The sequence below is a fragment of the Mycolicibacter nonchromogenicus genome (genome assembly GCF_002101775.1).
GTDB classification, from domain to species: domain Bacteria; phylum Actinomycetota; class Actinomycetes; order Mycobacteriales; family Mycobacteriaceae; genus Mycobacterium; species Mycobacterium nonchromogenicum.
This window is the reverse complement of record NZ_LQPI01000039.1, coordinates 176,787-189,857: the sequence shown is the minus strand read 5'-3', so window position 1 is coordinate 189,857 and position 13,071 is coordinate 176,787. Positions and strand designations below refer to the sequence as shown.

The following is a 13,071-nucleotide window of genomic DNA, read 5'->3' as shown; positions in this document are numbered from 1 at the left end:
CCCAATTTGTAGCGAAAAAGGGCTACTTCACGTCTGCTCGCGACAAGGGACCGCGCCGACGGGGTGGCCGACGGGGTGGCCGATGGGGTGGCCGACGGGGTGGCCGTAACCCGGTCAGCGGGGCAGGCCGAGCACCCGTTGCGCGATGATGTTGCGCTGGATCTCCGAGGTGCCGCCGGCGATGGTTCCCGAGAAACTGCGCAGGTACCGGTCGAACCAGCTGCCCGAGGCGAAGTCCTCGTTGAGCGGCACATAGGTACCGGAGTTGCCCGGGTGGATCAGGCCGGCCACACCCGCGTTGTCGAGCATGTGTTCCGCGGCGTTCTGCACCGCTTCGGAACCCAGCAGCTTGAGCACCGACAATGCCGGCACATCCTGTTCACCGCGGGCGGCCTGCGCCAAGGCCACCGAGCCGAGCAGTCGCAGGGCCTCGTTGTCCATCAGCACCGTGGCGAAGCGGTCACGTTCCAGCGCACCGGCCGGATGGAAATCGTGAATCAGATCGCGCAGGCGGTCGGCGAAGCTCATCCACAGCAGCGTGCGTTCGTGGCCGAGTGAGCCGTTGGCCACGCCCCAACCGCCGTTGAGCGGCCCCACCAAGTTCTCGGCGGGTACCCGGACGTCGGTGAAGAACACCTCGTTGAAGTCGATGTCATCATGGGCACAGGCCGACGCAAACGGCCGCCGCACAACGCCTTCGGTGTCGGTGGGGATCAGCAGCACACTGATGCCCTTGTGTTTCGGCGCATCGGGATCGGTGCGCACGAATGTCAACAGCACGTCGGCGTCGTGGGCGCCGGACGTCCAGACCTTCTGCCCATTGACTATGAAGTGGTCGCCGTTGAGCACCGCCCGGGTCTGCAGGCCGGCCAGGTCCGACCCGGCACCGGGCTCGCTCATGCCCAGCGACGCAGTGATCTCCGCCCGCAGAATCGGTACCGCCCAACGATGTTTCTGTTCCTCGGTGCCGAACGACAGCAGCGACGCGGCGATGATGCCCACCCCTTGGGGGTTGAAGCTGGGGTAGATGCGGCGGCGGGACAGTTCCTCGGAATGCACGTACTGCTGCAGGATCGTGGCGTTGCGGCCGCCGAATTCGGGGGGATTCGCGGGCAGCAGCCAACCATTGTCGAAGAGCAGTCGTTGCCAACGGCGGGCCCACTCCGGCACGTCCGAACACGAATGCGACCGTTCCAACGCCTCGGCGTCGGTGGGCAGATGCTCATCGAGGAACGCGGAGAACTCGGCCCGGAAGTTCTCGACTTCGGGATCAAAGGTCAGTTGCACGCAGGTACTCCTCGACTCGGGGCGCCGCGAGAAACCGGATTCACCAGCCGCCGGCGATATTGCCTGTCCGCTTCCCTAGACGCGAAGATGAGAATATCATTCTCGAATGGAGAAGTTACGATCTCTGGATCGTCGGCCCCACGCCGGCGCGCTGCGCCACCGGCGCATTTGCGTCCAGCACAGTTGCGCCATGTCTCGGTCACCGCGGCGTCCGGAACACCGGTGACCAACCCGAGCGAGGAACCCGCCTGGAAGCAGCGCGCGGTCGAACGCTCAATCAAGACGGCCAAGATTCGCGCGGCGCAACGCGTTCAGCGGTTTCTGGACGCCGCACAGACGATCATCATCGAAAAGGGCAGCACGGATTTCACCGTCCAGGAGGTGGTGGACCGCTCACGCCAATCGCTGCGCAGCTTCTACCTACAGTTCGACGGCAAGCATGAGCTGCTGCTGGCACTGTTCGAAGATGCCCTGAGTCGCGCGGCCGACCAGATCCGCGCTGCGACGGCCAATCACACCGATCCGCTGGAGCGCCTCAAGGTCGCCGTAGAGTTGCTCTTCGAGTCGTCACGCCCAGACCCGGCCGCCAAACGGCCGCTCTTCACCGATTTCGCCCCGTCCCTGCTGCTGACCCACCCCGTCGAGGTCCGAGTCGCCCACACGCCGCTGCTGGAGTTGCTGGCCGAGCTGACCGAACAGGCCGCCGACGCCGGGCAGCTGCGCCCCGGCACCAATCCCCGGCGGGTGGCGGCCATGGTCATGCAGACGGTCATGTTCAACGCCCAATCCAGCCCGGCCTCAGCCGATCCGGCGGTCAATCCGCTGACCACCGAGGAAATCTGGGATTTCTGCGCGCACGGCTTCGGACGCGACTGAGCCGGTTGTACACCGCTACAGCTCGACCCCTCCGCGAACCCTGGACATCGGCTGGGGAACGGCATACCCTCGTGCAAACGTAATTATCCGAATGCGAGAAGGGGATTATCCATGTCGGTGCAGACGGTGTTGGACGACATTCGTAAGGTCCCCGGCACCGGAGACTTGATACCGATCATCGATCCGGCCACCGAAGAGCAGCTGACCGAATTCACCGACTGCGGACCCGAAGCGGTCAATGACGCCGTCGCCCGGGCCAAAGCCACTGCCGAATCCGGTGTCTGGTCGCAGATGGCCGACTACGACCGGGCCCGGGTGCTGTGGAAAGTCGCCGACCTCATCGACGAGAACGCCGAGATCCTGGCCGAACTCGAGTCGCTCAATGCCGGCATTCCGGCCTCCCAGGCCGCGATCATCACCAAGGTGGGCTCGGAGTGGTTCCGTTACTACGCCGGATGGTGCACCAAGATCGACGGCATCGCACGGGACGTCAACACCGGTGGCCTGACGGGTATCGAGTCGCATCAGCACGTCTACACGCTGCGCGAGCCCTATGACGTGGTGGGGCTGATCTTCCCGTGGAACGGCCCGGTCTTCAACTTCTGCGCCAAGCTGGCGCCATCACTGGCCGCGGGCTGCAGCAGTGTCGTCAAGCCGGCCGAGGAAACTCCGCTGTCGGCGCTGGTCCTGGACCGCATCCTGACCGAGGCCGGCGTTCCCGATGGCGTGGTCAACATGGTGCTGGGCTACGGCCACACCGCCGGTGCGGCGATCACCGCGCACCCCGACGTGGACAAGGTCGCTTTCACCGGCTCCACAGAAGTGGGCCGTGAGATCGTCCGCGCCTCTGCGGCAAGCAATCTCAACAAGGTGACTCTGGAACTCGGCGGCAAGTCGCCGGTGTTGATCTTCGACGACGCCGACCTCGACATGGCCATCCCGATGGCGGCGTTCGGCACCTTCGTGCACTCCGGGCAGGCCTGCGTGTGCGGGTCGCGCATCTTCGCCCAGCGCGGCGTCTACGAGCGGGTCGTGGAGGGCATCGCCAACATGGCCAACATGATGCAGCTCGGCGGCCCGAAAGACGAGGGCGTCATGGTGGGCCCGCTGATCAGCCAGAAGCAACTCAACCGAGTGCTCGGCTACCTGGAGCAGGGCCGCGCCGACGGCAACGAGCTCGTCACCGGCGGTCACCGGCTGGACCGCAAGGGCTACTTCGTACACCCCACCGTGGTGACCGGCGTCGACCCCGATTCCAGCCGGCTGTTTCAGGAGGAGATCTTCGGCCCGGTGGTCACGATCCTGCCGTTCGAGGACGACGACGAGGCGATCGCCCTGGCCAACAACAGCAGCTACGGGCTGGCGGCGACCGCGTGGACGTCGAACCTGGGCCGGGCGCACCGACTGGCCAAGCGGCTCAAGGCCGGAACGGTGGGGCTGAACTGTCAGATGCAGTTCGACCACTCGATGCCGTTCGGTGGATACAAGCAGTCCGGCTGGGGTTACGAATCCGGCAAGGCGGGCATTGAAACCTACCTCCAGACGAAGATCGTCTGGGCGCAGATGTAGGTCAGGACAACGACATGGTTGACACCCCCGCCTCCCCCTTCCGGGTTGTCCAGTGGACCACCGGCAACGTCGGCAAGAGTTCCGTACGGGCGATCGCCGGCAATCCGAACTACGAACTCGTGGGCCTGTTCGCCTGGTCGGAGGACAAGGTCGGCCGCGACGCCGGGGAGCTGGCCGGCATCGGCCCGCTCGGTGTCACCGCGACCAACGACGCCGCGGAACTGCTGGCGCTCAAACCGGACTGCGTGATCTACAACCCGATGTGGATCAACGTCGACGAGCTGGTGCAGATTCTGTCGGCTGGCGTAAACGTCGTGACGTCAGCGTCGTTCATCACCGGGCACAACCTGGGCGAGGACCGGGAACGACTCGAACAGGCTTGCCGCAAGGGGGGATCCACCCTGTTCGGGTCCGGGGTCAGCCCGGGGTTCGCCGAGCTGCTGGCGATTGTGGCAGCAACCGCATGCGATCGGGTCGACAAGGTCACCATCACCGAGACGGCCGACACCACCCTCTACGACTCGCCCGACACCGAGCGGCCGGTGGGTTTCGGCACCGCGATCGACGACCCGAACCTGGAACCCATGGCCGCCCGCGGCACGGCGGTCTTCGCCGAGGCGGTGCGACTGGTCGCCGACGCGATGGGCGTCGAACTCGATGACGTCACCTGCACGTGCGAATACGCCCAGACCACCGAGGATCTGCCGATGGCGTCGTGGACGATCCCGGCCGGGCATGTGGCCGGGGTGTTCGCCAGCTGGCAGGGAATCGTCAACGGCCAAGCCGTCATCGACATCAACGTGCGGTGGCGCAAGGGCCAGACGCTGGAGCCGGACTGGCAGCTCGACGGCGATGGCTGGAAGATCACCATCGACGGGCGTCCCACGGTGAATATGCAGGTCGGCTTCACACCGCCGCCGGACCTGATCGCCTCGGCCAAGTCCCTCGACGACTTCTTCGAGCTCGGTCACATCATGACCGCGATGCCGCCGATCAACGCCATCCCGGCAGTCGTCGCCGCCGAACCCGGCATCGCCACCTACAACGATCTGCCGTTGAACCTGCCCCGCTTCCCCGCTCAGAACAGGTAGATCACCAGTACCGCCGTCCACAGCACTCCGAGCCAGGCGTCGGTGGTGCGACGTAACCAGACCGGTGCGGTGCGCACCTCCATGAAGTTGCGGATGATCAACCGGGCCTTGATGGCTGACAGCGCGATCACGGTGACCGTGATGGGGAGGCTGGGCTCGACAGGCCCGTCACTGTGCCCCGGCGCCAGCCACCACGCCAGCACGGTGATGGCCACCAGCACCAGCCAGGTCCCGGTGAGCAGCGGGTCGGCGACGAATCGGGATTGCTGCGGTGCGGTCACGGGCGTTTCACCTCATCACATAGAGCAGAGCGAAGATGACGACCCAGAGCAGGTCGACCATGTGCCAATAGGTGGCGCCCTGTTCGACCATGCTGACCCGGGCCCGTCTCGGGTTGCGCAGGTCGCGGACCACGACGCCGAGAATGAGCAGGCCGAGCCCCACGTGGAACAGGTGTACGCCGGTCAGAACGTAGTAGAAGCTGAAGAATTCGCTGGAATTGGTATGCCCTGCTTGTATTTCCGCGGACCATTCGTAGACCTTGAGTCCGGCGAACAGCACGCCGCACACCGCCCCGGCCCGAATCAGGCTGATCGCGCCGGCCCGATCACCCGCGCGGGCGGACTGCACGCTTTGGGCTACCAACCAGGAGCTGGTGATCAGCACGATGGTGTTGATCACGCCGACGGTGATGTTGAGGTGCTGCTGATCGGCCAGGAACTGCTCGGGCGCCCGCGTCCGGAACACCAGGTAGGCGATGAAGTAGCTGCCGAAGATGAACAGGTCGCCGAGCACCATGAGCCACATGTGGCCGTCACCGGGCAGATGCGTGCGAGCGTTCTGCGCTTTCAGATCGGTCATCGACGGGCCTCCGCAATGTCTTCCGGGACTTCGCGTTTACCGGTGACCCACATGATCGGAAAGATCAACCCGATCCAGGCGGAGAAGATGACGACGGCGATGAAAAAGGTGATGATGCCGTTCCAGGCGAAAGCGCCCGATTCGAACAACCACATCTGGGTGGCGATCACTTCGGTGACGATCTGCCAGACGGTGATGTAGGCGAACCATTTCGGGAAGATGTTGTTCTTGTCGTAGAAGATGGCCACCGCCAAACAGAAATAGGCAGCGGTGAAGCAACCCAGCGAGCCGTTATAGGACAGTGTCCCCAGGTCGTAGAAGAAGCGCACCAGCTCCGGATCGCGGTCTGCCCGGAACACCGCAAGCAGATAGCACAGCATCATCAGCTGAAATCCCGGAACCGCTCCCACCGCCATGGCTCCGATGTAGCCGTAGGCCAGCACCGAACCCGAGCTCATCCGTTTCATGTGATAGCCGATGAGCCCGTTGGAGACCGCCGCGCCGCCGGTGATCACCAGCAGCATCACGAAGCCGATCTGGATGGTCAGGGCGTGCTGGTGATACCAGGCTTGGATCTCGGGTATGCCGACATCGGGTCGCGGCGGCGGCGTCACCCGACCCAGCAGACATACGCCCAGACCCATCAGCAGGTAGAAGGTCACCGAGATCCAGAACACCACCCGCACAGCGGGTTTACCCCCGGCCGGCGGCGGCTCGTCGGCCTCGGGTCCGTAGAGCAGTGTCGCGAGGCTCATTGCGCCGGGCCTTCGATCAATCCCTCGGCCACACCCTGGCGGTACAGCGCATCGCGCAGCGCGAAGAACATTGCGACGACGAAGATCGCGAAGGCGCCGTTGCGAATCCAGAACGAGATCAGACCGTCCCAGGCCAGCGGTCCGGTGGTGAAGACCGTCGCGGCGACCGAGGGCACCATCGCCAGGGCGGTGATGACCGACAGATGCGCCACCCAGCGCGGGAATACCGGATCAGGTCCACGGTCGAAGTAGACCGCGCAGGCCAGCATGGCGAACTGTGTCACGATCATGCCGACCGGTGCGATGAACGACAGCCACGCCATGTCGTTGAGCGCCTGGATCACTTCCGGGCTGCGATTCGGCCGAAACGCCGCGACGCCGAAATAGATATTCGACAACGCGAACAGTGTTGCGCCGCTGACCACCGCCGCCAGGTAGGCGTAGGCGAAGATGTGGCTCTGGGCCGACATCCGCTTCATCTGCGCCACGATCAGCACCAGAAACGGCACGATCATGATTCCGCACAGGTTGAACCCGACCATGCTCAACCGAATCCAGGACCGATGCTCGTCGTAGAACCGCGCCACCTGCTCGGCGGACATGGTCGGCGACATCGGCGGGAAAAAGCCCGGGAACGCGACGAACATGGCGAGCAGGACCGCGGCCACGACCGGCCCCGACCACAACAGCACCAACTGCGCCCGAAATGCCGTGGCCTGCGGTGTTTCTTCCACCTCGGCGATCATCTGCATGGCGTGATCCCTTCGCTGCTCGCCCGGCGGCCCCTCGGGCGGCCGCGGGGACCGGATCGCCCACTAGCCGATCGACTACCCGAAAGATAGCCGAGCGGCTATTCGGTGGTCAATGGCGATCGGGAGCTTCGATGAATCGTTTGGTGAGCCGCAGCAATTGGGCCCGCAGCGTGTCGTCATCGATGCCGCCCACCAGCGGGTGCATCACCCCCACGGCGATGGCACCGGACAGCATCGCCGCCGACACCACGGCGTCGTCGCCGGCGTCACCGACCAGCACCCCGTACAGCCGCGCGATGAACTGCTGAAAGGGCTGATGTTCGGCCAACAGGCGGACGACCACCGGATCGAACTGCAAGGTGCTCGCCGCGCCCCGCCGGCGTACCGCCATATCAATGACGCCGTCGAGCAACACTTCACGGGCCCGTGGCCTGCTCTGCTCGGCTTCGGCCTCCTCCAGCGCTTCCTCCAACTCCCCCAGCTCACGTTCGGTGAGCGCGACGACGATCTCTTCCTTGGTCTTGAACTGGTGGTAGACCGCCGCCTTGGTCACCCCGATCAGGTCGGCGATCATCTGCAGTGATGTCCCGCCCACGCCGTTCTCGCCGATCAGCTGCAGCGCGGCATCGAGGATGCGCGTCTGCGCCGCGCTACGGGGGATGGAGCGAAACTGCGCAGCGGCCGGAGTCGAAGCCATGCGAAGAGAGTAGCCAGTCGGCTACTCAGACAACAGCTGCTCCGCCGCTGAATAGGGATCGTCGGCACCGTCGACCACCCGTTCGGTGAGCCGGTCCAGTGCGGGGTGGGTTCGCAGCCGGGTCTGGGCCAGGGACAGGATCTGCGACCGCGCCCGCGCCAGCCGGCGTTCCCGACTGTCGGTGCGGTGATGCGCCTCGATGGTGTCGACCAGATCGCCGAGGCCCTCGCCGCGCGCGGCGATCAGGGTGAGAATCGGTGCGCCGGTGTGCATCAACTCGACCCGAAGGTCACGCACGGTCTGCTCGGCACCCTCGCGGTCGGCCTTGTTGACCACCACGATGTCGCTCACTTCCAACAGTCCGGCTTTGGCGGCCTGGACCGCGTCACCGGCGCCGGGATTGAGCACCACGATCGTCGGGTCGGCTATCGCGGCGATTTCGATCTCGGATTGGCCCACCCCGACCGTCTCCAGCAGCAGCACGTCGAAGCCGAGTCCCGCGAGCAGCTGGATGGCCGCCGGCACCGCCTCGGCCAACCCGCCCAGGTGACCGCGAGCCGCCACCGACCGGATGAGCACTTCCGGATCGTTGATGTGGGCAGCCATCCGGATGCGATCACCCAGTAAAGCCCCGCCGCTGTACGGCGAGGACGGGTCGACGGCGAGCACCGCCACCCGCAGGCCCCGCTGGCGGTATGCCCCCACCAGGGCAGCGATCGTGGTGGACTTGCCCGCACCCGGCGGTCCGGTCAGCCCGATGACTCGGGTGGCGGCGGGCCCCACAGCGGACAGGACTTCGGCCCGCTGACCGCTTTCGACCAGGCTGAGCAACCGGCCGGTGGCGCGGACGGAACCCCCGCGCGCCGCGGCGAGCAGCTCGGCAATGGTCGGCGGCATCGTCAGTTCTTGTTCGCCGTGAGCCGATCGATGATGGTCGCGAAGTCGTCGGTCTTGAAGGACTGGTCCTCGGCCATGTTGGCGAAATCCAGCGTAGCCAACACCGCGCGCTCCAGGTGGATGTTGAGCAGCCGCTTGGTGCTCTCCACCGCCTGGCGAGGCAGCTCAGCGATCTTTTTGGCGCATGAAATCGCTTCCGCCAGAGGATCTTCCGTCACGTGATTGGCCAACCCCAACTCCACCGCCCGGGCCGCGGGAATGCGGGCTCCGGTCAACGCGTACTCCTTGGCCAGCAACAGGCTCATCTGCAACGGCCAGGTCAGCGGACCACCGTCGGCAGCGACCAGCCCCACCTGCACATGCGGGTCGGCCAGGTAGGCCGACTCCGACATGTAGACGATGTCGCTCAGCGCCACCAGACTGCAGCCCAGGCCGACAGCGGGCCCGTTGACGGCGGCGATCACCGGGGTACGGCAGCGAGCCATGCCCAGCACGATATCGCGGCCATGGGCAATCGTCTTGGCGCGCAACTTCTCGTCGCGTCGCAGCTCGTCGAGGTAGGCGAAGTCGCCCCCGGCGGAGAACGCACGCCCGCTGCCGGTCAGCACCGCTGCCCGCGCGCCGTCGTCTTCGGCCAACCGGGGCCACAGCTGCGCCAGACCGGTGTGCAGTGCGTCATTGACGGCGTTGAGCGCATCGGGGCGATTCAGAGTGATGATCCGCAACGGACCATCGGCGCGCACGTCGATCTCAGCAGGCATGTCGTACATGTCTAGACTCCCTCAATAGTCGTGACCCGCTTCACCCGGACTCCGTCCGCGCTCGCGATCATGACGTCAATCCCAGGATTCGGCCGGCGATGATGTTCTTCTGAATCTGCGAGGTGCCGCCCATCACGCTCTGGGCGCGGCTGTACAGGTAGGCGCTGAGCAGGTCCGGGTCGTCGACCCCGCCGACCGCCAGCGCGGCGTGGCCCACAGACTGCTCCACCCAGGTCATCAGCAGCTTGTCCAGCGAGCCCTCCGGGCCATGCGAGAGCCCGTCGAGCTGTTCGGAGAGCCGGCGGCGCACATGCAACCGCAGCATCTCGGTTTCGACTGCCGCCCAAGCTAATTCCTCCGGGACGGCACCGGATACGCGGTCGGCCATCTGGCGCACCAGCTTGCCGTATCGGGCCGAGTACCCCAGCGTGGACGGCTCGCGCTCATGGCCGACCACCGTCATCGCCAGCGCCCAGCCCTCGCCGGGCTGGCCCACCATCTGGCTGGCCGGAACCCGCGCGCCGTCGAACAACACCTGGCCGAATTCCGTGGTGACGCCGTTGATCATCCGCAACGGTCGCTGCTCGATTCCGGGCTGGTGCATCGAGACGATGAACGCCGAGATGCCACGATGCCGAGGCGCGTCCTTGTCGGTCCGGGCCAGCAGCAGGCACCAGTCGGCGACATCGGAGTAACTGGTCCAGATCTTGTGCCCGCTGATCACATAGTCGTCGCCCTCACGGGTCGCCGTGGTGGTAAGCGACGCCAGGTCAGAACCGGCCCCTGGCTCGGAGAAGCCCTGGCACCAGCGTTGCGTGCCGTCGATCATTCCGGGCAGGAACCGTTGCTGCAGTTCGCGACTGGCGTGTCGGCCCAATCCGACGACCAGGTACCCCAGACTCGGCCGCGGCGGTGCACCGGCGGCGGCCAGCTCCTCGTCGACGATGACGTCATAGACCGGCGGCAGCTCCTGGCCACCGTACTCACGCGGCCAGGACACCCCGAAGAATCCGCCGGCATACAGTGCCTGATGCCATTCCCCCTGGCGCGCCCAGTACTCGTCGTCGCCGGCCGCCGGGAAGGTACCGGCCCGCTCGGCCAGCCAGGTCCGAAGCCTGCTGCGAAAGTCGGCTTCGGCGGGCGAATCACGAAAGTCCATCTGCGATCTCCCTAATCGTCACGGGCCACAGGTTGGTCGAGGTGAGCGCTCGCCGCAGGTACACGTGCGCCGCGCACTCCCAGGTGTTGCCGATTCCGCCGTGGACTTGTATCGCGGTCTCGCAGACCGTCCGGGCGGCACGTGCGGAATAGATCTTGGCGATCCGGGCCGCCCCCACCGCGTCGGCCGCGGGTGCCTCGTCGACCGCCCAGGCCGCGTGCCGCAGCACGCTCACCGAACCCTCGATCAGCGCCAGCCCTTCGGCGAGCAGGTGTGCGATGGCCTGATAGGAACCGATGGGTTTGCCGTACTGTTCACGGATCTTGGCGTAGTCGCACGCCAGCGCGTGCGCACCACGTGCGGTGCCGACGAGATCGGCGCAGGTCGCCACCAGCGCCAGCGCCTGCCAACGCAATGCGTCGTCGTCGGCGAGCTCGCCTACCTGCTGCGCCGCACCGGCAAGATCGGCGACCGGCCGGGTGAGATCCGCTCCGGTTCGCAACTCGCCTACCGGAGCGGTCAGCACCTCCCGTCCGCGCACCGTCGCCGCCTGCACGGCACCGCGCGCGTCAATGGCCGTGTCGCCGACCGCGACAGTGGTCGGATCCTCGCCGAGGGGCACCAGGCGGTGCAGATCGTCGGCCAGCACCGGCCCGAGGAATGGCACGTCGACCAGGCCGCGGCCGAACTCCTCGGCGACGATCGCCACCTCGACTCCCGATGCGCCGTCGGAACGCAAAGCACGCCAGCCGGTCTGGTCGACGGCGCGTTCCAGGCGCGCCGCCCGGCTCGCATCGTCGAGTTCGGCCACCGAGCCGGGCCCCAGATCGTCGGCGAGCTTGGCCGCGGCATCTCGCAGTTGGCACTGCTCGGCATTCAGCCGGACATCCATAGGCGCTCCTTCAGTAGTCGGCGCAACAGCTTTCCGGAAGGCAACCGGGGGATCTCGGGCACAACCACCACCCGGCGCAGTCGTTTGTAGGACGCGAGGCGTTCGCTGACCAGCGCGCACAGTTCCTCGTCGCTGACCGGGGCGTGCAGGGCGACCGCCGCGACGACGGCCTCACCGTCACGCTCATCAGGCACCCCGAAGACGCCGCAGTCAGCCACCGCGGGGTGCTCGTGCAACACCGCCTCGATCTCGGCGGGGGCGACCTGAAACCCGCGAACCTTGATCATCTCCTTGCAGCGGTCGGTGATCCGCAACCAGCCGTCGGCGTCGAGGTATCCCACGTCCCCGGTGTGAAACCAACCGTCGCGCACCACCGCTGCGGTCTCCGACGCGGGAAGATAACCGGCCATCAGCGATTCGGACCGGGCCAGGATCTCACCGACAGTTCCGGGCGGCAACGGCTCGGTGTCGGCGTTGTCCGCCTCCAGGTTCACCACTTTCACGTCGACCCCGGGCACCGGCCGGCCCACGGTGTCCAGGCGCGCTGCACCCAGGGGGCTGCATGCGATCACCGGTAGCTCGCTGGTGCCATAGGCCGGCACGAAGGGCACGCCGGTGCGCCGGGTGACGCTGTCGGCCACGGCCGCGGTCACCGGAGTGGCACCCCACATGATGTAACGCAGTGAGGACAGATCGAACGATTCCAGCTCTGGATGTCCGGCGAGGGCCAGCGCGATAGGCGCCACGGCCATCTCGACGGTGACCTTGTCGGCTTCGATCGATTTCAGCATCGTGTCGATGTCGAACCGCCGGTGCAGCCGCACCCACGCACCGACGTTCAATGCGGTCAGAATGTTGAGCAGCCCCAGGATGTGCGACGGCGGCGTCGCCACCTGGATCCGGTCGGCAGCGGTCAGCCCCAACGCATCCCGCCAGTGCCGTACCGCCACGGCCAGGGAGGCGTGGGTGTGGCGGACGGCTTTGGGCATCCCGGTGGTGCCAGAACTGAACACCAGCAGCGCGTCGGCGTCGGCGGGCGGTGGATCACCGTGCCAGGTGCCGGCCGGGATCTCGTCGTCCAGGTGCCGCATCGGCATCAGCTCGGCCAGCACGGGGTGGTCACCGAGAGCGCATCGGGGTTGGGCCAGCGCCAGGGCGTGGGCCACTTCGTCGCGCTTCCAGGCGGGACTGACCAGGGCGACGACGGCTCCCAGGCGCCAGATGGCGCGCACCGCGATGACGAACTCCGGACGATTCGACGACATCAGCGCCACCCGGTCGCCGGCGGTGACCCCGTCGGCCGCCAAGACAGCCGCCAGGTCCCCGGCCAGCCGGTCGATCTCGGGCAGCCGCCACTGCCGATCCTCGAATGCGAGGACAGCGGTGGACGAGCCTGATGACATTTGAGAAGATCCTATCGGTTTGAGAGAATAGTATTCTCTCAAGGGAAGAACGTAAACCGGAAGGGGTGGGC

At 66.3% G+C, this 13,071-nt stretch carries 14 protein-coding genes; 3 read left to right on the top strand and 11 right to left on the bottom strand.

What is annotated here, in order from left to right; translation table 11 throughout:
* Positions 1-114: 114 nt before the first annotated feature.
* Positions 115-1,287, bottom strand: coding sequence for an acyl-CoA dehydrogenase family protein (locus AWC18_RS09195; RefSeq protein ID WP_085138476.1), 1,173 nt, complete (start codon positions 1,285-1,287; stop codon positions 115-117).
* Positions 1,288-1,509: 222 nt separating this feature from the next.
* On the opposite strand from AWC18_RS09195, the gene AWC18_RS09190 reads away from it, so the two are divergent.
* The 3 genes from AWC18_RS09190 to AWC18_RS09180 all read left to right on the top strand — a co-directional run bounded on the left by AWC18_RS09190 (position 1,510) and on the right by AWC18_RS09180 (position 4,823).
* Positions 1,510-2,163: a TetR/AcrR family transcriptional regulator gene (locus tag AWC18_RS09190; protein WP_109470278.1), complete on the top strand. Its 654-nt coding sequence runs from the start codon at positions 1,510-1,512 to the stop codon at positions 2,161-2,163.
* Between the two features lie 111 nt (positions 2,164-2,274).
* Entirely contained in the window at positions 2,275-3,732 is a 1,458-nt protein-coding gene (locus AWC18_RS09185) for an aldehyde dehydrogenase family protein (protein ID WP_064996501.1), read from the top strand.
* A gap of 14 nt (positions 3,733-3,746) precedes the next feature.
* The gene (locus tag AWC18_RS09180) at positions 3,747-4,823 is read left to right on the top strand and encodes an NAD(P)H-dependent amine dehydrogenase family protein (RefSeq protein WP_085138475.1); all 1,077 of its coding nucleotides are present in this window, start codon (positions 3,747-3,749) and stop codon (positions 4,821-4,823) included.
* Here AWC18_RS09180 and AWC18_RS09175 read toward each other — a convergent pair.
* The 10 genes from AWC18_RS09175 to AWC18_RS09130 form a co-directional block, all read right to left on the bottom strand.
* On the bottom strand, positions 4,811-5,104 hold the full coding sequence (locus AWC18_RS09175) for a cytochrome C oxidase subunit IV family protein (RefSeq protein WP_064996499.1): 294 nt from the start codon (positions 5,102-5,104) through the stop codon (positions 4,811-4,813). The two genes, AWC18_RS09180 and AWC18_RS09175, sit on opposite strands and share 13 nt — an antisense overlap.
* 7 nt (positions 5,105-5,111) lie before the next feature.
* Complete coding sequence (locus tag AWC18_RS09170; RefSeq protein WP_064996498.1) at positions 5,112-5,684, bottom strand: cytochrome c oxidase subunit 3; 573 nt, start codon at positions 5,682-5,684, stop codon at positions 5,112-5,114.
* A complete protein-coding gene (locus AWC18_RS09165) occupies positions 5,681-6,439 on the bottom strand; it encodes a hypothetical protein (protein ID WP_064996497.1) in 759 nt (252 codons plus the stop codon). The genes AWC18_RS09170 and AWC18_RS09165 overlap by 4 nt, the downstream gene beginning before the upstream one ends.
* Positions 6,436-7,191 carry a hypothetical protein gene (locus tag AWC18_RS09160; protein ID WP_064996496.1) on the bottom strand — a complete coding sequence of 252 codons (756 nt, stop codon included), beginning with the start codon at positions 7,189-7,191 and terminating at the stop codon, positions 6,436-6,438. Before AWC18_RS09160 ends, AWC18_RS09165 begins: the two co-directional genes overlap by 4 nt.
* 109 nt (positions 7,192-7,300) lie before the next feature.
* Positions 7,301-7,888 (bottom strand): TetR/AcrR family transcriptional regulator, encoded by a 588-nt coding sequence (locus AWC18_RS09155; RefSeq protein ID WP_085138474.1) that lies wholly within the window; start codon positions 7,886-7,888, stop codon positions 7,301-7,303.
* Positions 7,889-7,909: 21 nt separating this feature from the next.
* Positions 7,910-8,785, bottom strand: a complete 876-nt coding sequence (gene meaB / locus AWC18_RS09150; RefSeq protein ID WP_064996494.1) for a methylmalonyl Co-A mutase-associated GTPase MeaB — start codon at positions 8,783-8,785, stop codon at positions 7,910-7,912.
* Between the two features lie 2 nt (positions 8,786-8,787).
* On the bottom strand, positions 8,788-9,555 hold the full coding sequence (locus tag AWC18_RS09145; protein ID WP_064996493.1) for an enoyl-CoA hydratase/isomerase family protein: 768 nt from the start codon (positions 9,553-9,555) through the stop codon (positions 8,788-8,790).
* Between the two features lie 58 nt (positions 9,556-9,613).
* Positions 9,614-10,705: an acyl-CoA dehydrogenase family protein gene (locus AWC18_RS09140; protein WP_064996492.1), complete on the bottom strand. Its 1,092-nt coding sequence runs from the start codon at positions 10,703-10,705 to the stop codon at positions 9,614-9,616.
* On the bottom strand, positions 10,692-11,597 hold the full coding sequence (locus tag AWC18_RS09135) for an acyl-CoA dehydrogenase family protein (RefSeq protein WP_064996491.1): 906 nt from the start codon (positions 11,595-11,597) through the stop codon (positions 10,692-10,694). The genes AWC18_RS09140 and AWC18_RS09135 overlap by 14 nt, the downstream gene beginning before the upstream one ends.
* Positions 11,582-13,000, bottom strand: coding sequence for a class I adenylate-forming enzyme family protein (locus tag AWC18_RS09130; protein WP_085138473.1), 1,419 nt, complete (start codon positions 12,998-13,000; stop codon positions 11,582-11,584). The genes AWC18_RS09135 and AWC18_RS09130 overlap by 16 nt, the downstream gene beginning before the upstream one ends.
* Positions 13,001-13,071 lie beyond the last annotated feature (71 nt).